Source organism: Mediannikoviicoccus vaginalis, assembly GCF_928097925.1.
In the GTDB taxonomy this organism is placed as follows: domain Bacteria; phylum Bacillota; class Clostridia; order Tissierellales; family Peptoniphilaceae; genus Mediannikoviicoccus; species Mediannikoviicoccus vaginalis.
Window position 1 is genome coordinate 156,875 of sequence record NZ_CAKMRI010000001.1, and the last position, 22,549, is coordinate 179,423.

Sequence of the window (22,549 nt, forward strand, 5' to 3'; positions counted from 1 at the left end):
TTTATTGCAAAAAAAGAGAGGTCTCCCTCTCTAATTATTCTAAAAACATCGGCAAAATTATTTTTCTTATAAACATCCATCTATTTCTTGAGTCCCTAATAAAAGATGAACTAATGGACACTACCATGTCCAGTTTCGGTATTACACATACGCATTGACCTCCGATGCCAAGGGCGCAGTACGCATCATATTGTTTGTATCTATAAATCCACCAAAGATATCCATAGTCATATTTTTCTTTTTTAAAGGACTCCTTAACAAAACTTTCGGAAATAACCTGTGTTCCATTCCAGTTTCCATTGTTGAGATATAAAAATCCAAACCTGGTCATATCTCGAAGGCTCATGTTTATTCCGAATCCACCGATGGAGTTTCCCTGTGGATCGTGAATCCAACCTCTCACATATCGACCGAATAAATTGTCGAAACCAAATCCAGTCATTGGGTAGTATGGAATTAAATCCATTCCAATTTTTGAAAAAAGATTTTTATTTGCATAGCGCCTTAGGGAAATCCCAATAGCTCTGGTTAAAATAACCGCAAGAAGATGTGTTCCAATGGTTGAGTACTTAAATCTCTCTTTGTTTTCTTCCTTTGAAAGCAAATCAAGGGCGTACTTTGTCCAGTTGTCAGAACTTACGAATTCTCCCAAGGGCTCATCCCAAGCCTTAAAGTCAAAGGGAGCAGTCATGTTCAAAATATGTTTTAAAGTAATCTTTTTTAAATTTTCATCTTCAATATTATAATCTGGGAAGAATTTATAAATTGGTGTGTCAACGGACTCAATATAGCCTTGGTCCATGGCAATTCCAAAAAGTGCAGACAAAATGGATTTGCTAACAGAGGCAAGGGGTTTTTTGTCCCTTTCATTAATTCCATTATAATATTCTTCAAAGACACAATAGCCATCTTTAACAATCATAATTCCAGTTATATTATTGTATTCATTTTGAAGTGCTGTATTTAATTTTTCTAATTTTTCTTTATCAAAATCATAAGTCTTATATTTAAAGCCATCATAGGGCCAATAATCACGATCCATAATATCACCTAATAGAATTTTATCATATTTTTCAATAGTAGGAGAAATCTAATCAATATTCTCATAATAGTTATTTTTGATTTAATAAGTATAATTAATCCCTGGACGTGGTATAATAAATAATAGTTTAATATTTTAAGGAGGACATATGGAAGAAACAAGTGGCGGCGGAGTAATTGTCCGTAATGGTAAAGTTGTCGTTTTAAGAAAATTCCGTGGAGATTGGGTCCTTCCAAAAGGTCGTTTAGAGAAAGGAGAAACTAAAGAAGAGGCAGCACTTAGAGAAGTTAAAGAAGAAGCGGGAGCTGATGCTTCCATAGTGCGTTATATTGGCTATGTTAAGTATTGGTATCGAAACTTTAATGGTGAAAAGGTACAAAAGACAGTTCACTATTACTATATGAAAAGCGATACTCAAAAGCTTAAGCCACAAAAAGAAGAAGGTTTTTCCGATGCGGTATACATGCCTTTTGATAAGGCTATAAGATTGGTTAGACATAATGCGGAAAAGAATATGATTCGCAAAGTTAAAGAATTTTATAGAAATGAAGGAAAGGGATAGACTTGTCGTTTTCAACAGAGGTAAAAAATGAGGTAAGCAGGCTCGCTTTTGAAACAAAAGGCGAGACGCTTTCATTTCTTGCTGGACTCTACAGAGTTAACGGTTCTCTTTTATATAATTTTGAAAACACGAAGGTACAATTTTCTACGGAGACAAATGCAATAGCAAGACGCATATTTGCAGATATAAAAAATTTATACAAATATGAATGTAGTATAGAGGTGGTTAAAGGTTCTGCTTTTAGAAGAAAAAATCTTTACAAGATTTCAATTGAAAGTCCAATTTCAAAAAAGTTCTTGGAAGACATCGAACTAAATGCCGATCCTTTTTTCATTAATACGAATGATGTGCCAAAAAAACTTACTCAAGATGATAGCTTGAAAAAAGCCTATATTGTAGGAAGCTTTTTAGGTGCCGGATCCATAACAAGCCCCGACAAGGGCTATCATATGGAGATTGTCGCAGGAAATTCGAACTATACGAGAGAACTTGGCGAGATTTTAGAACATTTTAATATATATCCTAAGATAGCAAGTAGAAAGGACGACAACTTTTTATATCTTAAAGAAGGAGAGTCCATAGCGGACTTTCTTGCCCTTATAGGTGCATATCAAAACATGTTTAAATTTGAAGACATTAGAGTTTTTAAAGAGATAAAAAATAATGTCAACAGAGTTATGAACTTTGAATCTGCAAATATGGACAAGACTATAAACGCGTCCATTAAGCATGTGGACGATATAGAATTTATTATCGACAAAAAGGGACTGGACTATTTAAACGAAAACTTAAGGGAGATTGCTATTGCAAGGCTTGAGTACCCAGAGGACACATTAAAGCAACTGGGAGAAAGACTGGAACCACCGGTGGGAAAGTCGGGAGTTAATCATAGACTTAAAAAGATACATGAAATTGCTGAAAGTTTGAGGTAATTGTTGATATATTGTAATAATTTCAATGGATTAAATCATAAAATTATTGATATAATGAATTTAGGGTGATTATATGTATAATATTTTGGTTTGCGATGATGAAAGAGATATAGTTGAAGCTATAGAATTTTATTTAGAAGAAAGTGGATATAAAGTTTTCAAAGCCTACAATGGAAAAGAGGCTTTAGATTTAATTTTAAAAGATAATATTTTTGATTTAGTTCTTGCGGATGTAATGATGCCGGTAATGGATGGTATTGAACTGACAAGGAGAATAAGAGAGATATCTTCTGTGCCAATTTTAATGTTGTCCGCTAAGGGAGAACTGGAAGATAAGGTAGATGGCTTGGAAAGTGGTGCAGATGACTACATAACCAAGCCCTTTGACTCTGTAGAGCTACTGGCGAGGGTTAAGTCTGCCCTTAGAAGAGTGGAGCTACAAAATAAATTTAAAGATGTTTCGGGGCATGAGGTGTATAACGCTGGAAGAATAAGACTTGACCACACTAAAAAGGAAGTCCTAATCGACGGTGAGCCTATTTCCATAACGCCATATGAATATGGAATATTACATCTTCTAATATCAAACAAGGGAAGGGTATTTTCATCAGAAGAAATTTATGAAAATGTATGGAATGCACCACCATATGATGTTAAAAAAATAGTGTCAGTTCATATATCAAGACTTAGAGATAAAATAGAAATTGATTCTAAAAGTCCGGATTGTTTAAAATCCGTTTATGGAATGGGATATAAAATTGAATAATATGGATAAAAAGGACAACATTTTTAAAAGGGCAATAAGATATTACAAAAATCTCTTTATGGGAATTGACGGATACTTAGAAGAGCAAATGGTTATAATTGCAATTCACTTAGGATTTCATTTTTTAATATACGGTATCATCGTTTCCATATTTGGGATTTATGGAAGAAATTTAAAGCTTCTATTTATAATCTACTCTTTGATTCTTATAGGCATCAAAGTTGTACAAAGTGTAAAAAAATATGGAATACATGCGTTTTTAGTTGCAGACTTAGTTTATGGTTTTAAAATAAAGTATATAAGCGTTTATTTTGAAGCCTTTATTTTGGTTGGACTCTTAGTTATATTTTACTTCTATCTGATGAAGGACAATGAAGACCCAATTGGACTTATCTTTATGGGAGCCCTTGTGTACAAGGTTTCAGTTTCAATATTAAAAAACTACCTTGGCAAGGTGCTACTAAATAGAAAGATAGAATCACTATATAATGGTGAGTACGAAAAAATATATATAAATGACTCCACATTCAACAACTCTATTTTCTTAATGGACAATCTCTATTCTGCAATGAAAAATTCAATAGACGCCGAGTATAGGAGTGAAAAATTAAAAACAGAGCTTATTACAGGCGTAAGTCACGATATTAAAACGCCTCTTACCTCTATAATAAACTACGTAGACCTTGTCAAGAGGGCAAAGACAGAGGAAAAGAGAAATGAATACCTTGACACCCTAAGCTATAATGCAAAGAGACTAAAGGCAATGATTGTAGATTTAATCGAAGCTTCAAAGACAGGCTCTGGGTCAATTGACCTTCATATGCAAGTTATTGAACTTAACGAACTCATACTTCAAACCTATGGGCAGTTCGACGAAGACTTTGAAAAGAATGGATTAAAACTGGAATATAATTCATTTAAAGAAAATATTTTTATAAAGCTAGACGCCGATAGACTGAATAGGGTATTTGAAAACATATTTTCAAATATCATAAAGTACTCAGAAAAAGATAGCGTTGTAAATTTAGACATAACTAAAGATAGTGACAAATTAAAAATAAGCATAAAGAATAAATCTAGAATAAAGTATGGAAAGGACATTAAAGATCTTCAAGAGAGATTTATAAGAGCTTCTGATGCTGACGACATAGAAGGGTCAGGCCTTGGATTATATATAGCAAAGGCGTCAATTGAACTGTTAAATGGCGAGTTTCAAATAAGGCTTGAAAAGGATTACTTTATTGTAGAAATATTTTTTGCTATTCGAGTTAAAAAATAGTTTAATGGGTATAAATCGAAATAAGGAATAGTGATATTTGAAAAAACTTTAGTTATTTATATTACTATCCCTATTAAGTTGTAAAAAACTTGATTTTAAACTATAATCATTGTGAGGGTAGTTTCTTAAACTTTATTATGCTATTCTTAAGGAGGAATTAAATGAGCGCAAAAAAGACACCGTTATATGAAAAACATATTGAACTAGGTGGCAATGTTGTTGACTATGCAGGTTGGATGTTACCTGTAGACTATGTAGGTCTAAGGGAAGAACACAAAGCTGTAAGGGAAAATGTTGGTATTTTTGACGTATCTCATATGGGAGAATTTGAAGTTAAGGGTAAAGATGCTCTTAAGTTCTTAAATTACGTTTTCACTAACGATTTTTCAAAAGCAAATGATTTCCAAATCACCTATACGCTTGTAGGTAACGAAAATGGTGGAATCATTGACGACTTGCTAGTGTACAAGTACAATGACGAACATTTCTTAATTGTACCAAACGCAGCAAATACTCAAAAAGACTGGGATCACTTAAGCCCAATCGCTGAAAAGTATGACGTTGAACTTACAAATATCTCTGACGAAGTTGGAGAAATTGCAATTCAAGGTCCAAACTCTCAAAAGGTATTACAAAAAGTAGTTGACTACGATCTTGACAAAATTGAATATTATCACTTCGCTGCTGATATTGATTTCAAAGGTCACAAACTTCTTATTTCAAGAACAGGTTATACCGGAGAAGACGGATTCGAAGTTTATACTACAAGAGAGGGAATCGTTGCTGTTTGGGATGCGATTTTAGAAGCAGGTAAAGAGTTTGATATTCAACCATGTGGACTTGGATGTAGAGATACTCTAAGATTTGAAGCTTCAATGCCTCTATATGGAAATGAAATGGCAGATGACATTTCTCCATTAGAAGTAGGACTTAAATTTGCAGTTAAATTTGATAAAGATGACTTTATCGGGAAAGCTGCAATGGAAAAAGTTTTAGAAGAAGGACCAAGGAGAAAATTAGTTGGTCTTGAAATCTTGGGCAAGAGACCTCCAAGACAAGGATATGAAATCGAAAAAGATGGTAAGAAAATAGGATATATTACCACAGGTTATCTATCACCAACTTTAAACAAGAGACTTGCAAATGCTTTAATCGACATCGAAGAAGCAGAAATGGGCAATGATCTAGAAGTTGTTGTAAGAAACAAAAAAGACCCAGCTAAAGTAGTTAGCAGAAGATATTTAAAGAACAAATAAATTAGCTTGTAAAAGTTTTTTTAAAAGCTTTTAGAATTATAAAAATCAAATTTATAGGAGGATTAAAATGGACGCAGAAATTAAAGTAGAAAAAGGATTATTATACACAAAGGATCATGAATGGGTAAGAGTTGACGGAGACGTTGCAGAAATCGGTATCTGTGACTTCGCACAAAACCACTTAGGTGACATCGTATACGTTGACCTACCAGACGAAGATGACGAATTTGACGCTGAAGATGAAATTGCATCAGTAGAATCAGTTAAGGCTGCTTCAGAAGTTATGGCTCCAATAGGCGGAACTGTTGTTGAAGTTAACGAAGACTTAGATGACGACCCAGCACTTCTAAACAAAGCACCTTACGAAAACTGGATTTGCAAGATCAAAGTTGCTGACAAGGCAGAACTAGACAACTTAATGTCTGACGCAGAATACGAAGAATTTGTTAAGGAGGCATAATATATGTCCAAATATCCATACATCCCTAACACCGACAACGATGTTAGGGAAATGTTGGATGTCATAGGTGTTGATTCACTGGAAGATCTTTTCTCAGATATTCCAAGTGAATTAAGAGTAAAGGGCGAATTAGACTTGCCTAAGGCTAAATCTGAAGGGGAAGTACTTTCATATTTAGGTCGTTTAGCAAAGAAGAACAAAACAATCAACGACTTAACATGCTTCCTTGGAGGAGGAGCTTACGATCACTATATTCCTACTGTTGTGCATCACATTACAGGAAGATCTGAGTTCTATACAGCTTATACACCATACCAACCAGAAATCAGTCAAGGTACTCTTCAATATATATTTGAGTTCCAAACATTAATGACAAGACTTACAGGTATGGAATACTCTAATGCATCACTATATGACTCACAAACAGCAGTTGCAGAAGCTGCAATAATGACGGTATCAATGTCTAAGAAGAACAAGATAGCTGTATCTGAAACAGTAGACCCACAAGCTATTAGAGTTCTTAAGACATATGCACATGCAAGAGGATATGAAGTTGTTATTATCCCTAGCAAAGATATGGTAACTGACTTAGACAAAGCAAAAGAGATAGTTGATGATACAGTAGGTACTGTTATAATTCAAAGTCCAAACTTCTATGGTTACTTTGAAGACATGCCTTCATTTGTTGAACTTGCTCATGAAAAGAAAAAGAGATATATCGTTCAATCCACATCTGCTCACGCACTTACAAACATGAAAAAGCCAGGAGAAATGGACGTAGATGTTGTAGTTGGTGAAGGACAAGGATTAGGTATTCCTCTAAGCTTTGGTGGACCATATTTAGGATTATTAGCTTTCAAGAAGGATTTCCTTAGAAAGATTCCAGGAAGAATAGTTGGAGAAACTACAGACCTTGACGGAAAGAGATCCTATGTATTGACACTTTCAGCAAGAGAGCAACACATCAAGAGAGAAAGAGCTACTTCAAATATCTGTTCTAACCAAGGACTTAACGTTCTTGCAGCAACAGTTTATATGACAATCTTAGGAAAGAAGGGCATGAAGGAAGTTTCTGCTCAATGTATTGCTAAGTCTCACTATCTATTTGATGAACTTAAGAAATTAGACAAGGTAAAAGTATTAACTGACAAACCTTTCTTCCAAGAATTCACAATTGGTTTTGATGCTTGTGATAAGGAAGTATTAGACAAATTAGAAGAAAATGGAATACTAGGTGGAATCAGACTTTCTAAGATAAACAAAGACTTAGGAAACGGTTTAATTATTGCTGTTACTGAAAAGAGAACTAAGGAAGAAATGGATAAGTTCGTTGAAGTTATGAAGGAGGTACTATAATGTTAATAGATTATGATAAATTAATATTTGACCTATCTTCAGAAGGAAAAACTGGATATATGCTTCCAGAATCTGAATTCGATACTAAAGACTTATCTTCATATATTCCTGAAGAATATCTTGCAGAAAAAGAATTAGACTTTCCTGAAGTTAGTGAAGTAGATGTTATAAGACATTACACTGCACTATCAACAAAGAATTATGGTATTGATACAGGATTCTATCCACTAGGATCATGTACAATGAAGTACAATCCTAAGATAAATGAAGACGTTATCGCTATGGACGGATTCTCAAACATCCATCCATACCAACCAGAACACACTGTACAAGGTGCTTTAGAGCTTATGTACAACGTTGCAACTTCTCTTACAGAAATTGCAGGAATGGACTGTATGACTCTACAACCAGCGGCAGGAGCTCATGGTGAAATCACTGGTGTTATGCTTATGAAGGCATATCATGAATCAAGAGGAGATAATCAAAGAAATAAGATAATCATCCCTGATTCAGCACATGGTACTAACCCTGCTACTGCAGCAATGGCTGGATACCAAACTATTGAAATTAAATCTAAACCAAACGGAATGGTTGACTTAGATTTATTAAAATCAGTAGTTGGCGATGACACTGCAGGTCTTATGATTACAAACCCTAACACACTTGGTATTTACGATGAAAACATTAAGAATATCACTGATATAGTTCACGAAGCTGGCGGATTAGTTTACTACGACGGAGCTAACATGAATGCTATCATGGGATATAGTCAACCAGGAAAGATGGGCTTTGACATTTTACACTACAATGTTCACAAGACTTTCTCAACACCTCACGGTGGTGGAGGTCCAGGTGGCGGACCAGTTGGAGTTAAGAGCTTCTTAAGAGAATTCTTACCTACTCCAATTGTATCTAAGAAGGAAAATGGCGAATACTATCTAAACTATGACTTAGATAAATCATATGGCCAAATGAAAGGATTCTACGGACACTTTGGAATTTTAGTAAGAGCATACACTTATATTCTTACTTTAGGTTCTGATGGACTTAAGTATGCAAGTGCAATGGCAGTTCTAAATGCTAACTATTTAGCACAAAGACTAAAAGGCGCTTACAACTTACCAATCGATAGAATTTACAAACACGAATTTGTTTTAGCTGGTATTAAGGATGATACTCATACTGTTACAACATTAGACGTTGCTAAGAGAATTCTTGATAAAGGATTCCACGCACCTACAGTTTACTTCCCATTAATTGTTCCAGAAGCAATGATGATTGAACCAACTGAAAGTGAATCTAAACAAACACTTGATTCATTTACAGATGCGTTATTAGAAATAGCAGAAGAGTTAAAAGAAGATGTTGAAATCCTTAAAGAAGCACCTCACGATACACCTGTGAGAAGACCGGATGAAACAAAAGCAGCAAAAGACTTAATCTTAAAATATGAAGGGGATTTGAATGCCTAAAATAGTAGTTATAGGCGCAGGACCTGGCGGATATGAAGCAGCCATTAGGGCTGCTCAGCTAGGTGCTGACGTTGTTTTAATAGAAAAAGGAAGAGCAGGGGGAACTTGCTTAAATATTGGATGTATACCAACAAAAACACTTTGGAAAATTGCAGAACTATATGATCAAGTAAAAGAAGCTTCAACTTTCGGAATTAACTTGGAAAACCCAAGCATAGACATGAAAGCTGTAAGAGAAAGAAAAGATTATGTTGCAGACAGAATGAACCAAGGTGTTAATTTCTTAGTAGACTCATATCCAAACCTTGAATACATTCAAGGAACAGCTTCTTTCAAAGACGAAAAGACAGTTGTAGTTAAAAAAGAAGATGGTGAAGTTGAAGTAACAGGAGATAGCTTTATAATAGCTTCTGGTTCTATTGCATTAGTTCCAGGATTTGAAGGAGCTACTCTAGATGGAGTTTTAACTTCAACTGAATTACTTGATTTAGATTACTTACCAAAGAGCCTTGTAGTAATTGGAACTGGAGTTATAGGTATGGAATTCGCTTCAATCTATAATTCATTTGGTACTGAAGTTACAGTACTAGGTTCTGACGTACTTGCTGCAAGTGATGGAGAAATAACTAAGAGAATTCAATCTTTATTCAAACAAAAGGGAATGAAGATAAATAAAGGATATAGAGCAGAAAAAATTGAAAAGACTGAAAATGGTCTAAAAGTTTTTGCTAAAAATAAAAAAGGCAAAGAGCTTGAAGTTGAAGGAGAACTTGTTCTTATGGCTATAGGAAGAATTCCTTATACTGAAGGTCTAAACCTTGAAAGCATAGGAGTTGAAACCGACAGAGGTGGAATAGTTACAACTGAAGGTTGTAAGACATCAGTTCCTAACATCTACGCAATCGGTGACTGTGTAGCTGGCAATAACCAATTAGCTCACGTAGCTTCAAATCAAGGTCTAAACCTTGTTGAAACAATAATGGGCAACAAGCCACATATTAACGAAGAAGTTGTTCCAGCAGCTACATTTACATTACCTGAAATAGCTCAAGTTGGTAAAACTGAAGAGCAATTAAAAGAAGAAGGAATTGAATACGATAAGTCTAAATTCTTATTCTCAGGGAATGGTAAAGCTGTTTCAATGGGAGAAACTGATGGATTCGTTAAGATTCTTGCTACAAAGGATCACAAGAAAATTCTTGGAGTTCATGTATTTGGACCACATGCCAACGACTTAGTTCACTATGGTGCAATAGCAATGGCAAATGATTTATCAGTAGCAGATTTAAATAAGACTATTTTTGCTCACCCAACATTATCAGAAACTTTCATGGAAGCTTCTCATGCAATGTTAGGTGCTTCAATTCACACTGCAAACATAAACAAATAAACAGTGATTAGGGAAGTCTAGAAATAGGCTTCCTTTTTATATTTAAAAAACTTACATAGAATGGATAAAGTAATAAACTCTGTTTATTAAGAGAGTTTGTGATAAAATAATAGTATAGGTGATAATATGAAAAAAATTAGAGTTGAAGATGCGATAGGACATGTAATTCCACATGACTTAACTAGAATTATTAAAGGGGAATTCAAAGGACCTGCATTTAAAAAAGGACATATAATTGAAGAATCAGATATACCTGTACTTTTAAAAATGGGCAAGGAGCACATCTATGTACTTGAAATAGATGAAAATATGGTACATGAAGTTGAAGCTGCTGAAGTTCTTGGAAGTATTTGTAAGGGAGAAAACATGAGCCTTACAGGTGTTTCAGAGGGAAAGATTGGATTAAAGGCAGATATTGACGGATTCTTTCAAGTTGATAGAGATAGACTTTTAAAACTTAATATGATAGATGATGTGGCTATTGCTACAAGACATGGAAACCTACCAGTAAAAAAAGGAGACAGTTTGGCAGGAGCAAGAGTAATTCCGCTGCTTGTTGAAAAAAATGTCTTAGATGAAGCTGAGGCAATTTGGAATAAAGAACCAATTTTAAGCTTAAAACCATTCATAAAAAAGAATATTGGGATTATTACAACAGGATCTGAAGTTTATCATGGAAGAATCAAAGATCAGTTTACGCCTGTAATAAAAGAAAAGGTTGAAGCTTTTGGGTCAGAAGTGAAATTCCATAAAACATGTGATGATGATTTAAACCAGATAAAGGACGCCATACTTGAGGCTGTTGAGTCCGGATGTGATTTTGTTTTATGTACTGGGGGAATGTCTGTGGATCCAGACGACTTAACTCCTGGAGCCATTAAAGAAACGGGAGCAAACATAATTTCCTATGGCAGTCCAATGCTACCTGGGTCAATGTTTTTAGTATCCTATTTAAAAGATATTCCTGTTTTAGGACTACCGGGTTGTGTAATGTTTATGAAGACGACGGTTTTTGATGTCATATTGCCATTTATAATGTCAGACACAGAAGTTACTAAAAAAATTATTGCAGAACTTGGTTATGGTGGATTTTGTTTAGGATGTGACAACTGTCACTATCCTAATTGTCAATATGGTAAGGGGATTTAATGAAAAAGCGAGACAAAACTGTTATGTTTTTTGCCTTTGCATGGCTAATAATTTTAATTGTTTCTTTTAAGTTGAATACGAATTTTTTTGAAAATTACGACTATCATATACTAAGTTTTATTAGAAACAACACTCATCTCACAAGTCTTTATAAATTTATAACATTTTTTGGAAACACCACTACCTACTTCTACATCTTTATTCCCGTAGGAATATGGATGATTTATAGAAAGAAAGGTAAGAAGTTTCTATATATTTTAGCTGCAATTCTAATTGCAACTTTGATTATGGTGACAATAAAAAATACTGTAAGAAGGATTAGGCCCATAGATTTCTTTGTTATTAATCAAGGAGGTTATAGCTTTCCAAGTGGGCACTCCATAGTTTCTGCTGCAACCTATTGGACTATTTATAGAATAAATGACTTAAAGAATACTTTCTACAAAGTGTTTTTAATTATTTTTCCACTATTAATAGGATTTAGCAGGCTTGCACTGGGGGTACATTGGCCTACTGATGTTGTAACTGGATTATTACTTGGCTATTCCGTTTCTTCAGTTGTAAAATATAAATATAAGAAGGACTTAATATGATTAAAAATTTACCTACAACAATAACAGTGCTACTTATTTTAACGGTACTTACAGTTGGTATAATTGGAAGAAGATCAAATGGTTTTAAATTTGATGTAAAGGTAAGAGATTTTTTAGTGGCTAAGACTACAAAAAACACGCGAGAGGTAATGGAGACGGTAACCAACTTGGCAAATGTTGACTCAATTTGGATTATGACGCTACCGATTGTGTTTTACTTAGTTTCTGAAAATAAATATGAAGCAGCATCAGCTATAATTCTTTCAATAATCACTGCGGTTATAGCAAGTCAAGGTCTTAAGATATTATTTAGAGTCCATAGACCGGAAACTGCGAAGGAGTTTTATGACCTTGGTTACTCATTCCCAAGTGGTCACTCCACAGTTGGGATGAGCTACTATCTCACTTTGGGATTTGTACTTTCTGACATGACGGGAGGAAGCCCCATCATCGTAATAGGAATGGGGATTTTGGGAGTTATGATAGGACTTTCAAGACTTGTACTGGGAGTACATTGGTTTACCGATGTGGTTATAGGACTGTTACTTGGAGCCTTTTGTTGTTATTGGGTAATATTTCTTTTCAGTACAGGCTATTATATTAAATTATTATTTTAAAAGGGGGACATTATGAGTTTTTTAGAAAATTTAAGAAAAGATAAAATGCAAGCGTTAAAGGATAAAGATAAATTAAAGGTTAATGTTATAACATTACTTATGTCATCAATATCATTGGAGGAAAAAGAATCTAAAAAAGTTTTAACCGACGATGAGGCTATTAAATTCGTTCAAAGGGAACTTAAACAACTTAAGGATACTTTGGCACAAACTCCAGAAGATAGAAAAGATATTATTGATGAAACAAATGCAAGAATTGAAATTGTTGAGTCTTACTTGCCAGAACAAGTTTCAGACGAAGAAATAGAAAAGGAAGTTAGGAATTTTATTGAGCAAGAGGGTTTAGAGATTTCACCTAAGAGCAAGGGATTAATAATTAAACATGTTCTAGGAAAATATGGTTCACAAACCGATGGAAAGACTGTAAATGGCGTCGTAGATAAAGTTTTAAAAGGTTAGAAAGTAAAGGTGTATTATGGGGCAAGAGGCAAGTAGATTATTAGAAGCCATATCATATATAAGAATACGAGATGTTATTGACATTATAATTGTAGCTTTAGCAATTTATAAGATATTCGTTCTTATAAAACAGACTAGAGCAGAGCAGCTAATGAAAGGTGTTCTAGCTATTTTCACATTTGCAATTATAAGCAAGCTTCTTAATCTCTACACTGTAACATGGATACTTGGTAGAGCCATGACTGCAGGTCTAATACTCTTTATTGTTGTATTTCAACCTGAACTTAGAAGGATGCTTGAGTATATTGGAACCAGCAATATCTTTAGAAAGTCGTTTATAGACTTGCAATATGAAACTATTAACGAAGTGACTTCAGAAGTTGTTTCTGCAATGAGCTCCCTATCAAGACAGAAGATAGGAGCACTTCTTGTGTTTGAAAACAAAACGGGATTAAATGAGGTTATTGAAACTGGAACAAAGTTAAATTCAGATATATCCAGTGAGTTATTGATAAATATTTTTATTCCAAACACGCCATTACATGATGGAGCGGTAATCATAAGAAAAGATAAAATTATTGCGGCGTCATGCTTTTTACCAATGTCTGACAGCCAAGCAATTTCAAAGGAGCTTGGAACAAGACATAGGGCTGCCCTAGGAATGTCAGAAAGATCAGACTCCCTATCTGTAATAGTATCGGAAGAGACAGGAAGTATTTCCGTTGCAGAAAAGGGCGAACTAAAAAGATATGTGGATGAAGATACTTTAAAAGAAATTTTATTGAAGTTCTACAATTATGAGGATGAAAAGAAAGGGGTTTTAGATGGAGAAGATTAAAGAAAATTGGCCATTCAAATTAATCTCTTTGATTTTCGCCATAGCACTTTGGTACTATGTTGTTTCAGAAACCAATCCAAATATAAAGAAAGAATACAAGGCAATTCCTGTATCTTACAAAAACGAAAGTGTTTTAAAGAGAAAGAATATGGCGATTATAGATCCTATAGACCCTGTGGTTAATGTTACATTAGAGGGTAAGAGAAATGTTATTTCAAGAGTGAGTAGAAATGACATTCTAGTTTATGCTGATATGAACGAATTAAACGAAAATGGAGAAGTTAGTTTGAACTTTTCAGTACCACAAGGCACTTCTATTATAGAAAAATCAGACTATAAACTGACTTTAAAACTAGATGAAATAATGACTCTTGTAAAAAAAGTAGAAGTGAAGCGAATTGGAGAATTGCCATCGGACAACACCACTGTTACAGATATTGAAGTGGTGCCAGGAGAGGTTAAGATAACGGATCAAAAGGAACTTATAGACAAGATTGCTAAAGTAATTGTACCAGTTGATTTGTCGGTCATCACAAAAGATACTTCTATTTCTAAAAAGATTCAAATTCTAGACTCCAATGATACGGAGATTAAAGAATTAGATGCAGAGAACACAGATGTAACTGTAAATGTTTTTGTTTCATCTACAAAACAGGTTCCAATTAAATTAAGTTACAAAAATCAACCCTTTGACTTTAAGTCGGAGGATTTGAAGGCTAGCAAAACAAAGATGACAATAATTGGACAAAAGGAAAAACTAGATAAGATAAAAGAGATTAGTACAGAAACTGTGGACCTTTCAGACTTTATAAATAATACAACTAAAAATATAAAGATGGAATTTCCAGAAGGAATAGCGCCACTTTCAGCTGAAGATAAATTTATAGACGTAACCTATTCTTCAAATGTAGGAGAGGGAAAGCCTAGTAAATTATTTAATGTAAGCACTGAAAATATTGAAGTTTTAAACAAAGCTAGTGGAAAAGCGCTGATTCTTCCTTCTGACTTATCAGAAGTATCCGTTAGGGTATTTGGTGATGAAAAAGTTGTTGAAAACATAAGGCTTAAAGATTTTAAACTACAGATAGATTTAAAAGATTTAACCGATGGAGAACATGATGTTCCTATAATTATTGTGTTAGATAAAGAGGGAATTGACAATACATTGGTATATCCATCAACGATAAAAATTAAAATAGTTAACGAATAGTGGAGGAAATATGGGTAGATATTTTGGAACAGATGGAATAAGGGGAGTTGCAAATAGTGAACTTACTCCAGAACTTGCGTATAAGCTTGCTAGAGCTTCCGCGTATAGATTGGAAGAAGACAATAACAAGTTGATAATAATTGGAAAGGACACTAGAATTTCAGGCGACATGCTTGAAGCTGCACTAGTAGCAGGTTACACTTCCATGGGATTTGATGTAAAACTATTGGGAGTAATACCTACACCGGCTGTTGCCCATCTAGTTTTAGAGTATAACGCAGAAGCGGGTATTGTAATTTCTGCATCACATAACTCCTTTGAATTTAATGGAATTAAATACTTTGGTAGCGATGGATATAAGTTACCTGACGAAGTTGAAGCGGACATTGAAGATTTAATAGATAATTACAAATCAATTGAAGAAAGACCAGTGGCAAAAGATTTAGGTAGGGTAATATATGACCATGAGGCAGCAAGCAAATATAAGGAATATTTAGAAAAATGTGCCTCAATAAAGCTTGATGGATACAAAGTTGCCCTTGACTGTGGAAATGGTGCCACATATAAGATAGCACCTGAAATATTTAAAGAACTTGGTGCAGAAGTAATTTCCATAAATACAGAGCCAAATGGAGTAAACATCAATGACAAATGCGGCTCTACACATCCTGAAGACTTGCAAAAGTTAGTTGTAGAAAATAATTGTAACATTGGATTTGCGTATGATGGCGACGGAGACAGATTAATAACCGTTGATGAAAAGGGAAATCTTTTAGACGGAGACCATTTCCTAGCAATTTTATCAATGCATCTTAAAGAGATAGGAAAGCTAGAAAATAATGGAGTAGTTGGAACTGTCATGACCAATATTGGCCTTGGAGAGTTCTGTAATACACAGGAAATAAATTTAATAAAGGCTTCCGTTGGAGATAGATATGTATTAGAAAAAATGTTACAAGAGGGCTACTGCATCGGTGGAGAACAATCGGGACATATAATCTTTAAAGAACATGCAACCACTGGCGATGGAATATTATCATCACTTATGTTGATGCAAGTTGTTGTAGAATCTTCAAAAAAGGTTTCTGAGCTAAATGATTTAATGACCACATATCCTCAAGTACTAGTTAATGCAAAAGTTGAAAATGAATTTAAAAAGTCTTATGAAACAGACGAGGAAATACAAGAAGAGATTAAAAGAGTTGAGGCGATCTTTGAAGGACAGGGACGAGTTCTTATTAGACCGTCAGGAACAGAACCTTTAGTTAGAGTTATGATAGAAGGAAAGGATTTGGAAATTTTAGAAAGAGAAGCAAACAAGATTGCCTTATTAATAGAATCCAAATTCTTCTAGGAGGTTTTATGACAAAGAGATTGATACTAGCGGATTCCGCATGTGATCTTAACGATAAAATAAAAAAGAGACTTAATATTGAACTTGTTCCATTTCATATAGATATTGATGGAGAAAGTATTTTAGATAACCTTGAAGTAAATAGGGAAGATTTTTTAAAGCAAATGGAAAAAACATCTAAGCCAATCGGTTCAGCTGCTCCATCACCAAATCAATTCATGGAGAAGTTTAAGGACTATGAAGAGATTTTCATTATAACTATTTCAAAAAAACTAAGCGGAACATACAATAATGCAGTTCTTGCAAAGAATATGTTTGAAGATAGTTCTGATGCAAAAATTCATGTATTCGACTCAAAGTCCGCAGGATCAGGAGAAACTGCTGTTGCCCTAAAGATTCAAGAACTTATTGAAGAAGAAAAGTCTTTTGAAGAGATAGTTTCAGAAACAGAAAAGTTTATTTCAAATTTGAAAACTTACTTTATCTTAGATAATTTTGACAATTTAATTAAAAATGGACGAATGTCTTTAATAAAGGGTAAACTTGCTAAGTTTTTATCTTTTAAACCAGTTATGCATGGAGTTGACGGTGAAATAGAAGTGTATGCAAAGACAAGGGGATATTTAAATGCACTAAAGGAGCTTTATAGTGCAATATCTTCAGAAACTAATTTAGATGAGAGAAATTTTGTCATATCTCACTGCGAAGCTTTAGACATTACTAAAAAGATTAAAAGCCATATTGATCACAATTTTAAAAATAAGAGCATAAATGTTGTAGAGACAGGTCTTTTAACTTCGGTGTATGCAAACCTAGGTGGGGTTATAGTATGCTTTTAGAAAATAAAAATATTGGGATTATTTGTGCAATGGAGTCTGAATTAAAATTCTTTTTAGATAGAGTTGAAATAAAAAGTACTTCAGAAATATGTAAACGTAAAATATATGAAGGAAGTTACAAAGGTAAGAATATTTACTTTACCGACTGTGGAGTGGGAAAAGTAAACGCGGCAATGCTAACCCAGGGGATAATAGATAAATATAATCCAGGCATTGTGATTAATTCAGGAATTGCAGGAGCCTTAGATAGTAGACTTAAACATCTTGACATGGTAGTTGCAAATGAACTAACTTACCATGATTATGAGCTAAGACTTTTAAAAAAATATTCTCCATTTGTAAGCTCCTTTAAGGTTGATAAAGAGATACTTTCGAAATTTGAAGGGCTTTTAAAAGACAACTCATACTACGAAGGCCTAATAATCACTGGAGATAAGTTTGTAGTAGATAATGATATAAAGAATGAGTTAAAAAATAATTTTAACGCCCTATGCGTTGAGATGGAGGGAGCGAGCATTGCACATGTTTGCTACTTAAACGATACAAAGTTTTTAGTAATTAGATCCATCTCCGATATGGCAGATAACTCTGGAGACGAGGATTATGATGAATTTGAATTCATTGCAGGAAAAAGAGCTGCAGAGTTAACATTAAAATTCATAGAAGAGATATAAAATAACCTCTAATGATTCTTCTAAAAAGAAGAATGGTTAGAGGTTTAAAATTTTTTATATTTTAAAATAATCTTATACCAAAAATCGATTAATGGGCCTGTGAAGAATGCAGATATAATTGTACCTACGCCAATAGGGCCTCTAAAAATAAAAGCCACAAGGGTAAAGGTAGTGTCTTGAATCACCCTGAGTACTCTATACTTAAGACCGGTCTTTTCTTCGATAAATAAAGTCAATCCATCATAGGGAGCAACTCCCAGTCCAGAAATGATATAAACGCTTATTCCAAGTGAAAAGATGGAACAACCTAAAATCAAAGTAATGGCTTTAAAAAACAAATTAGATTGGTACACCGTAAGGCCGCTTAGTAAACCAGTAAAGAACTCAACGCTATAACCAATCATCACCATGCTAATAACGGTACCAAGGCCGAGGAACTTCCTTCCAAACAAAAGTAGTATCACAAGCATTATGGCATTCATAAGCAGTTGAAAGTTTCCAAGGGTTATTTTAAAAGCGCCTCCAACACCGATATTAAAAGCGGTAAATGGATCAACGCCAACATTTCCAATATTTAAAATAGCAACTCCAAAGCTCAGTATAAAAACACCAACTATAGAAAACAAAGTATTATAAATAATTTTTTTATTTTTCATAACAACCTCTTATTCCATAGATTTCTCAATACATTTTTTTGTTAAAACGTCCATTGCATCTATATAATGAAGACTTGAATCTGAAAACTTTAAACAACTTAGTTCTGTGCACGCAAGTATGGGCATAATGTCCTTTTCGTTTAAATCCCTAATCAGTTTTTCAAACTTCTTGGAACTAGTTAAACCATCTTCCTTAACACTATAAATAGTTTGCATTGAAAGTTCTTTTTCTCCGTCAGATAGCAAATAGGATTCAAGTTTATATTTACTTATATATCTTTCATACACCTTTGAATTCAAAGTGCCGTAGGTTCCAAGAACTGCAATTTTATTAAAATTAGTTTCCTTTGCAATAAAAGCCACCGTCTCTTCAACCATATTAATAATATTTATATCAGTCATTTTTTTAAATTCATCAATAAAAAAATGGCTAGTGTTGCAAGGTATAGCAATATTATCCACCTTAAGCTTATTCATTATTTCAAAATCTTTTTTTATTGCATCTAGAAAGATATCATAATTTTTTTCTTCAATTACCTTAGTTCTATCTGGAAGAGAAGCATGGTTTAAAATTACCATATCTATATGATCTTGATCTCTATGAGCATCAGTATTTTTAACTATTCTTTCAAAAAATCTAACAGTGGCAAGGGGACCCATACCACCAATAATACCTAATTTTTTTATTTTTAACACCAACTTTCTTAACAAGATTATTATATATAATCTTCAGGGGCTTGGCAATTTTTTAAAATGTAGTATAATAATAGCAGTGCCAAAAAATTTTACTTGCATTTTAAGATATTTTAAAAAAATTTAAAAACATTTCAAAAAAAGCTTGCAAAATAATTTTATTGGTGCTATACTATAATAGTCGTTGAAAAAGAAACGACATTTCGGGGTGTAGCGCAGTCCGGTAGCGCACGTGGTTTGGGACCATGGGGCCGGGGGTTCAAATCCTCTCACCCCGACCATAAAGACGTCTGATTTATCAGGCGTTTTTTTATTACCCTTTTACGGATTATGAAGTGTTAAATAGATTTGTGGGAAAACAAAAATGAAGTATAAATATATGGGACTAAAACAGTAAATAAAATAAAAACATAGCGAACATAAGGTTAAATGTTACAAAAAAGTTACAAAATAGTAAAAAAATTGGCAAAAAGGGCCTATAAATTGGAATAGTTTTCATCTTTAAGATATAATTTTATTAGATTTGGGAGGAAAAAAAGGAGAGAGGAAAAGAATGAGCAAAAAAATTGTTAGAAAAGTTTCTTTATTGATGGCTTTAACAATGATGATTACCACTTTGTTTTTTGGTAATGCATTAGTTTCGAAGTCACTAGCTAATGAAGCGGTAAATATAAGTAGTATAGAAGGGGTAAAAAACATACCTCTATATATTAAAGATAGTAGACTTGGAAGCATCAATGGAAATACAAAGGTAACTTTTAAAAACGAAGACGGTGTCGTTAGGGAATTTAATTCAAGTTTCGATGAAGATTTAGGTCTTTATTATCTAGAACTTAACTTCGATACAGCTGGACAATGGAAGCTTGTGAACGAAAATATTTCTAGCGACATAGACGCAGAAGAGTTTTCTGTTAACATCTATGAAAACTTAAATGAAATGACAGGATTTTCCGGTGGATATGTTTCAACAGAAACTTTGGAAAATAATTCTTCAATAATTGGTGAAAAGTTAGAAGATTTAATTTCAACCTTAATTGGATACGACAGCACTGGAAATTATACTGATGTTCAATTAGGTTTTTCAGGACAGGCAAATACAACAATAAATGTATTTAATAACGGAATGTCTTCCTCAATCACTGTTCCAGAAAATACAAGTTTACCTGCAGGAAGATACAATGTAAAAGTACAATCAGGTTCATTTACAAAAGACATTACTATAAACTTACTATCTGACTACAGCAACATAGAAGATTTAGAAAATATTGAAGCGGTAAGTGCTTTAAGTGGAGAGTCTTCTCTATCGGCAACAGTTACAGCAGATAGACTATCTGGTAGAAGTAGATATGAGACAGCTGTTGCAATATCAAAGAGTCAGTTTTCAAATTCAAAATACGTAGTTCTTGCAAATGGACAAGCACCAAATGACATATTAGTAGCTTCAAGCCTTGCAGGAAATTTAAAAGCGCCAATATTAATAACTGAAAGAAATGCATTAAATGCATCAATAAAGGCAGAAATACAAAGACTTAATGCAAGTAATATTATAGTCGTTGGAGGAAGTTCAAAAATTTCTTCAGCTGTAATAAACGCATTAAAGGCAATGGGAAAGAATGTTGAAGTTATAAATGGATCATCAGATGCAGACATGTCTGTAAAAGTTGCAAACAAGGCATTGGAATTTAAATCTGCAAACACAGTTATACTATCCAGCGAAAAGAGTCTACCAGACTCATTATCAGCTTCAGCACTAGCTGCTAAAAATGGATACCCAATAATATATACAGGAAAAAATGCGATTTCAGGAGTTGCAAAGAGCTTTATAAAAAATGGCAACATCTCCAATGTAATCATTGTTGGTGGAGATTCAACTGTAAGTAATGGAGTTTTAAACTCAGTTAAGTCCATGGGCAAAGCAGTAAGCAGAGTTTCTGGAAGATCCAGATACGACACTTCACTTTCAATCGCAAAAACTTACTTTAATAATAGCTCCACAGTGGGACTTGCTACAGGTGCAGAATTTGTGGACAGTCTAACTGCAGGACCAGTAAGTGGATTAAACAATCAAGCAATTTTACTTGTTAGTAACAATACATTATCTTCAGGAATAAAGGACTATATTAAGAGTACCGGTGCAAAGAGTGTATACCTATATGGTGGAACATCTTGGCTTTCTGAAAAATTTAGAGGAGAAGTTGTAAAGTATTTAAATCAAATCCACAACATTTCTCAAACACAAAATGTAGCAACAAATCCTAAACCTACTAAGCCTAATAATGGTAAGGTAAGAATTTTATTAGACCCGGGCCATGGCGCAGGATCAAAACATAACAGAGGTTATGTTGGACCTAAATGGAAAAATGAAGGAGATGGAAACTATAACTATTCCCTTCTTCTAGCAAAAGAGCTAAGGGCCTATGGAATTGAAGTAGCTACTACAAGGGACAATATCTATAAAGATCCAAGTCTTCAAGCAAGAGGAAGAATGGCTAGAGGATACGACCTATTTATATCACTTCACACAAATGCATTTAAAGGCGAAACAAGTGGTGTGGAAATATATGAAGATGTTAACAACAGAGCTCCTGCTCTTACAGCTGCACTAACCAATACTATTTCCCAAACGCTAGATATTCCAAATAGGGGAGTTAAACATAGATATTACGGAAGCAACACATCTGGAGTAAATCCGAATTCAAATTATTATGGAGTGCTAAGGGCAAATGAAGCAACTGCAGGAATGTTAATTGAACATTGCTACCACGACTACGAAAGTGATGTTTTAAAATATGAAGCAAGGGCAGACCAACTTGCTAAAAACATGGCAAGAACCATTGCAAAATATTACGGTCTAATTTAAAATAATTAGTGAAATGGGCTACCTAAGGTAGCCTTTTTTATGCAAATTTTAAGAAAATATGATATACTAAAACAATGTTGATATTTTAATTA

At 33.9% G+C, this 22,549-nt stretch carries 22 protein-coding genes and 1 tRNA gene; 20 read left to right on the forward strand and 3 right to left on the reverse strand.

What is annotated here, in order from left to right; translation table 11 throughout:
- Positions 1–34: 34 nt before the first annotated feature.
- Positions 35–1,042, reverse strand: coding sequence for a serine hydrolase domain-containing protein (locus L6651_RS00800; protein ID WP_237036157.1), 1,008 nt, complete (start codon positions 1,040–1,042; stop codon positions 35–37).
- Positions 1,043–1,190: 148 nt separating this feature from the next.
- Between L6651_RS00800 and L6651_RS00805 the strand changes: the two genes are divergently transcribed.
- From L6651_RS00805 to L6651_RS00890, 18 genes are all read left to right on the forward strand, one after another.
- On the forward strand, positions 1,191–1,604 hold the full coding sequence (locus L6651_RS00805) for an NUDIX hydrolase (RefSeq protein WP_237036158.1): 414 nt from the start codon (positions 1,191–1,193) through the stop codon (positions 1,602–1,604).
- A gap of 2 nt (positions 1,605–1,606) precedes the next feature.
- On the forward strand, positions 1,607–2,536 hold the full coding sequence (gene whiA, locus L6651_RS00810; RefSeq protein ID WP_237036159.1) for a DNA-binding protein WhiA: 930 nt from the start codon (positions 1,607–1,609) through the stop codon (positions 2,534–2,536).
- A 73-nt stretch (positions 2,537–2,609) separates the two neighbouring features.
- Positions 2,610–3,302, forward strand: coding sequence for a response regulator transcription factor (locus tag L6651_RS00815; protein ID WP_237036160.1), 693 nt, complete (start codon positions 2,610–2,612; stop codon positions 3,300–3,302).
- Position 3,303: 1 nt separating this feature from the next.
- The gene (locus L6651_RS00820; RefSeq protein ID WP_237037612.1) at positions 3,304–4,581 is read left to right on the forward strand and encodes a sensor histidine kinase; all 1,278 of its coding nucleotides are present in this window, start codon (positions 3,304–3,306) and stop codon (positions 4,579–4,581) included.
- A gap of 161 nt (positions 4,582–4,742) precedes the next feature.
- Entirely contained in the window at positions 4,743–5,837 is a 1,095-nt protein-coding gene (gene gcvT / locus L6651_RS00825; RefSeq protein ID WP_237036161.1) for a glycine cleavage system aminomethyltransferase GcvT, read from the forward strand.
- A gap of 67 nt (positions 5,838–5,904) precedes the next feature.
- Positions 5,905–6,297, forward strand: coding sequence for a glycine cleavage system protein GcvH (gene gcvH / locus L6651_RS00830; protein ID WP_237036162.1), 393 nt, complete (start codon positions 5,905–5,907; stop codon positions 6,295–6,297).
- Positions 6,298–6,300: 3 nt separating this feature from the next.
- Positions 6,301–7,653 carry an aminomethyl-transferring glycine dehydrogenase subunit GcvPA gene (gene gcvPA / locus L6651_RS00835; protein ID WP_237036163.1) on the forward strand — a complete coding sequence of 451 codons (1,353 nt, stop codon included), beginning with the start codon at positions 6,301–6,303 and terminating at the stop codon, positions 7,651–7,653.
- The gene (gene gcvPB / locus L6651_RS00840; RefSeq protein WP_237036164.1) at positions 7,653–9,125 is read left to right on the forward strand and encodes an aminomethyl-transferring glycine dehydrogenase subunit GcvPB; all 1,473 of its coding nucleotides are present in this window, start codon (positions 7,653–7,655) and stop codon (positions 9,123–9,125) included. Before gcvPA ends, gcvPB begins: the two co-directional genes overlap by 1 nt.
- Positions 9,118–10,515: a dihydrolipoyl dehydrogenase gene (lpdA, locus tag L6651_RS00845; protein ID WP_237036165.1), complete on the forward strand. Its 1,398-nt coding sequence runs from the start codon at positions 9,118–9,120 to the stop codon at positions 10,513–10,515. Before gcvPB ends, lpdA begins: the two co-directional genes overlap by 8 nt.
- Positions 10,516–10,641: 126 nt before the next feature.
- Positions 10,642–11,664, forward strand: a complete 1,023-nt coding sequence (locus L6651_RS00850; RefSeq protein ID WP_237036166.1) for a molybdopterin-binding protein — start codon at positions 10,642–10,644, stop codon at positions 11,662–11,664.
- Entirely contained in the window at positions 11,664–12,257 is a 594-nt protein-coding gene (locus L6651_RS00855; protein WP_237036167.1) for a phosphatase PAP2 family protein, read from the forward strand. Before L6651_RS00850 ends, L6651_RS00855 begins: the two co-directional genes overlap by 1 nt.
- On the forward strand, positions 12,254–12,874 hold the full coding sequence (locus tag L6651_RS00860) for a phosphatase PAP2 family protein (protein WP_237036168.1): 621 nt from the start codon (positions 12,254–12,256) through the stop codon (positions 12,872–12,874). Before L6651_RS00855 ends, L6651_RS00860 begins: the two co-directional genes overlap by 4 nt.
- A 12-nt stretch (positions 12,875–12,886) precedes the next feature.
- On the forward strand, positions 12,887–13,333 hold the full coding sequence (locus L6651_RS00865) for a GatB/YqeY domain-containing protein (RefSeq protein ID WP_237036169.1): 447 nt from the start codon (positions 12,887–12,889) through the stop codon (positions 13,331–13,333).
- A gap of 16 nt (positions 13,334–13,349) precedes the next feature.
- Positions 13,350–14,171 carry a diadenylate cyclase CdaA gene (gene cdaA / locus L6651_RS00870; protein WP_237036170.1) on the forward strand — a complete coding sequence of 274 codons (822 nt, stop codon included), beginning with the start codon at positions 13,350–13,352 and terminating at the stop codon, positions 14,169–14,171.
- Complete coding sequence (locus L6651_RS00875) at positions 14,158–15,381, forward strand: CdaR family protein (protein ID WP_237036171.1); 1,224 nt, start codon at positions 14,158–14,160, stop codon at positions 15,379–15,381. The genes cdaA and L6651_RS00875 overlap by 14 nt, the downstream gene beginning before the upstream one ends.
- A gap of 10 nt (positions 15,382–15,391) precedes the next feature.
- Complete coding sequence (gene glmM / locus L6651_RS00880; protein ID WP_237036172.1) at positions 15,392–16,735, forward strand: phosphoglucosamine mutase; 1,344 nt, start codon at positions 15,392–15,394, stop codon at positions 16,733–16,735.
- Between the two features lie 8 nt (positions 16,736–16,743).
- On the forward strand, positions 16,744–17,574 hold the full coding sequence (locus L6651_RS00885; RefSeq protein WP_237036173.1) for a DegV family protein: 831 nt from the start codon (positions 16,744–16,746) through the stop codon (positions 17,572–17,574).
- On the forward strand, positions 17,565–18,248 hold the full coding sequence (locus L6651_RS00890; protein ID WP_237036174.1) for a 5'-methylthioadenosine/adenosylhomocysteine nucleosidase: 684 nt from the start codon (positions 17,565–17,567) through the stop codon (positions 18,246–18,248). The genes L6651_RS00885 and L6651_RS00890 overlap by 10 nt, the downstream gene beginning before the upstream one ends.
- A gap of 44 nt (positions 18,249–18,292) precedes the next feature.
- Here L6651_RS00890 and L6651_RS00895 read toward each other — a convergent pair whose 3' ends face one another.
- Both L6651_RS00895 and L6651_RS00900 read right to left on the reverse strand, forming a co-directional pair.
- Positions 18,293–18,904: a YczE/YyaS/YitT family protein gene (locus L6651_RS00895; RefSeq protein WP_237036175.1), complete on the reverse strand. Its 612-nt coding sequence runs from the start codon at positions 18,902–18,904 to the stop codon at positions 18,293–18,295.
- Positions 18,905–18,913: 9 nt separating this feature from the next.
- On the reverse strand, positions 18,914–19,600 hold the full coding sequence (locus L6651_RS00900; RefSeq protein ID WP_237036176.1) for an aspartate/glutamate racemase family protein: 687 nt from the start codon (positions 19,598–19,600) through the stop codon (positions 18,914–18,916).
- Between the two features lie 201 nt (positions 19,601–19,801).
- On the opposite strand from L6651_RS00900, the gene L6651_RS00905 reads away from it, so the two are divergent.
- Together L6651_RS00905 and L6651_RS00910 are read left to right on the forward strand one after the other, a co-directional pair.
- Positions 19,802–19,878, forward strand: a tRNA-Pro gene (locus L6651_RS00905).
- A 272-nt stretch (positions 19,879–20,150) separates the two neighbouring features.
- Entirely contained in the window at positions 20,151–22,457 is a 2,307-nt protein-coding gene (locus L6651_RS00910; protein WP_237036177.1) for a cell wall-binding repeat-containing protein, read from the forward strand.
- Positions 22,458–22,549 lie beyond the last annotated feature (92 nt).

Excerpts from the sequence above, each read along its gene's own strand:
- lpdA (WP_237036165.1), top strand. The coding sequence starts at position 9,118 with ATGCCTAAAATAGTAGTTATAGGCGCAGGACCTGGCGGATATGAAGCA.
- L6651_RS00875 (WP_237036171.1), top strand. The coding sequence starts at position 14,158 with ATGGAGAAGATTAAAGAAAATTGGCCATTCAAATTAATCTCTTTGATT.
- L6651_RS00860 (WP_237036168.1), top strand. The coding sequence starts at position 12,254 with ATGATTAAAAATTTACCTACAACAATAACAGTGCTACTTATTTTAACG.
- gcvH (WP_237036162.1), top strand. The coding sequence starts at position 5,905 with ATGGACGCAGAAATTAAAGTAGAAAAAGGATTATTATACACAAAGGAT.
- gcvPB (WP_237036164.1), top strand. The coding sequence starts at position 7,653 with ATGTTAATAGATTATGATAAATTAATATTTGACCTATCTTCAGAAGGA.
- L6651_RS00850 (WP_237036166.1), top strand. The coding sequence starts at position 10,642 with ATGAAAAAAATTAGAGTTGAAGATGCGATAGGACATGTAATTCCACAT.
- L6651_RS00800 (WP_237036157.1), bottom strand. The coding sequence starts at position 1,042 with ATGGATCGTGATTATTGGCCCTATGATGGCTTTAAATATAAGACTTAT.
- L6651_RS00820 (WP_237037612.1), top strand. The coding sequence starts at position 3,304 with ATGGATAAAAAGGACAACATTTTTAAAAGGGCAATAAGATATTACAAA.
- L6651_RS00855 (WP_237036167.1), top strand. The coding sequence starts at position 11,664 with ATGAAAAAGCGAGACAAAACTGTTATGTTTTTTGCCTTTGCATGGCTA.
- L6651_RS00910 (WP_237036177.1), top strand. The coding sequence starts at position 20,151 with ATGAGCAAAAAAATTGTTAGAAAAGTTTCTTTATTGATGGCTTTAACA.
- L6651_RS00865 (WP_237036169.1), top strand. The coding sequence starts at position 12,887 with ATGAGTTTTTTAGAAAATTTAAGAAAAGATAAAATGCAAGCGTTAAAG.
- gcvPA (WP_237036163.1), top strand. The coding sequence starts at position 6,301 with ATGTCCAAATATCCATACATCCCTAACACCGACAACGATGTTAGGGAA.
- gcvT (WP_237036161.1), top strand. The coding sequence starts at position 4,743 with ATGAGCGCAAAAAAGACACCGTTATATGAAAAACATATTGAACTAGGT.
- L6651_RS00890 (WP_237036174.1), top strand. The coding sequence starts at position 17,565 with ATGCTTTTAGAAAATAAAAATATTGGGATTATTTGTGCAATGGAGTCT.
- L6651_RS00895 (WP_237036175.1), bottom strand. The coding sequence starts at position 18,904 with ATGAAAAATAAAAAAATTATTTATAATACTTTGTTTTCTATAGTTGGT.
- cdaA (WP_237036170.1), top strand. The coding sequence starts at position 13,350 with ATGGGGCAAGAGGCAAGTAGATTATTAGAAGCCATATCATATATAAGA.
- L6651_RS00885 (WP_237036173.1), top strand. The coding sequence starts at position 16,744 with ATGACAAAGAGATTGATACTAGCGGATTCCGCATGTGATCTTAACGAT.
- L6651_RS00805 (WP_237036158.1), top strand. The coding sequence starts at position 1,191 with ATGGAAGAAACAAGTGGCGGCGGAGTAATTGTCCGTAATGGTAAAGTT.
- L6651_RS00815 (WP_237036160.1), top strand. The coding sequence starts at position 2,610 with ATGTATAATATTTTGGTTTGCGATGATGAAAGAGATATAGTTGAAGCT.
- glmM (WP_237036172.1), top strand. The coding sequence starts at position 15,392 with ATGGGTAGATATTTTGGAACAGATGGAATAAGGGGAGTTGCAAATAGT.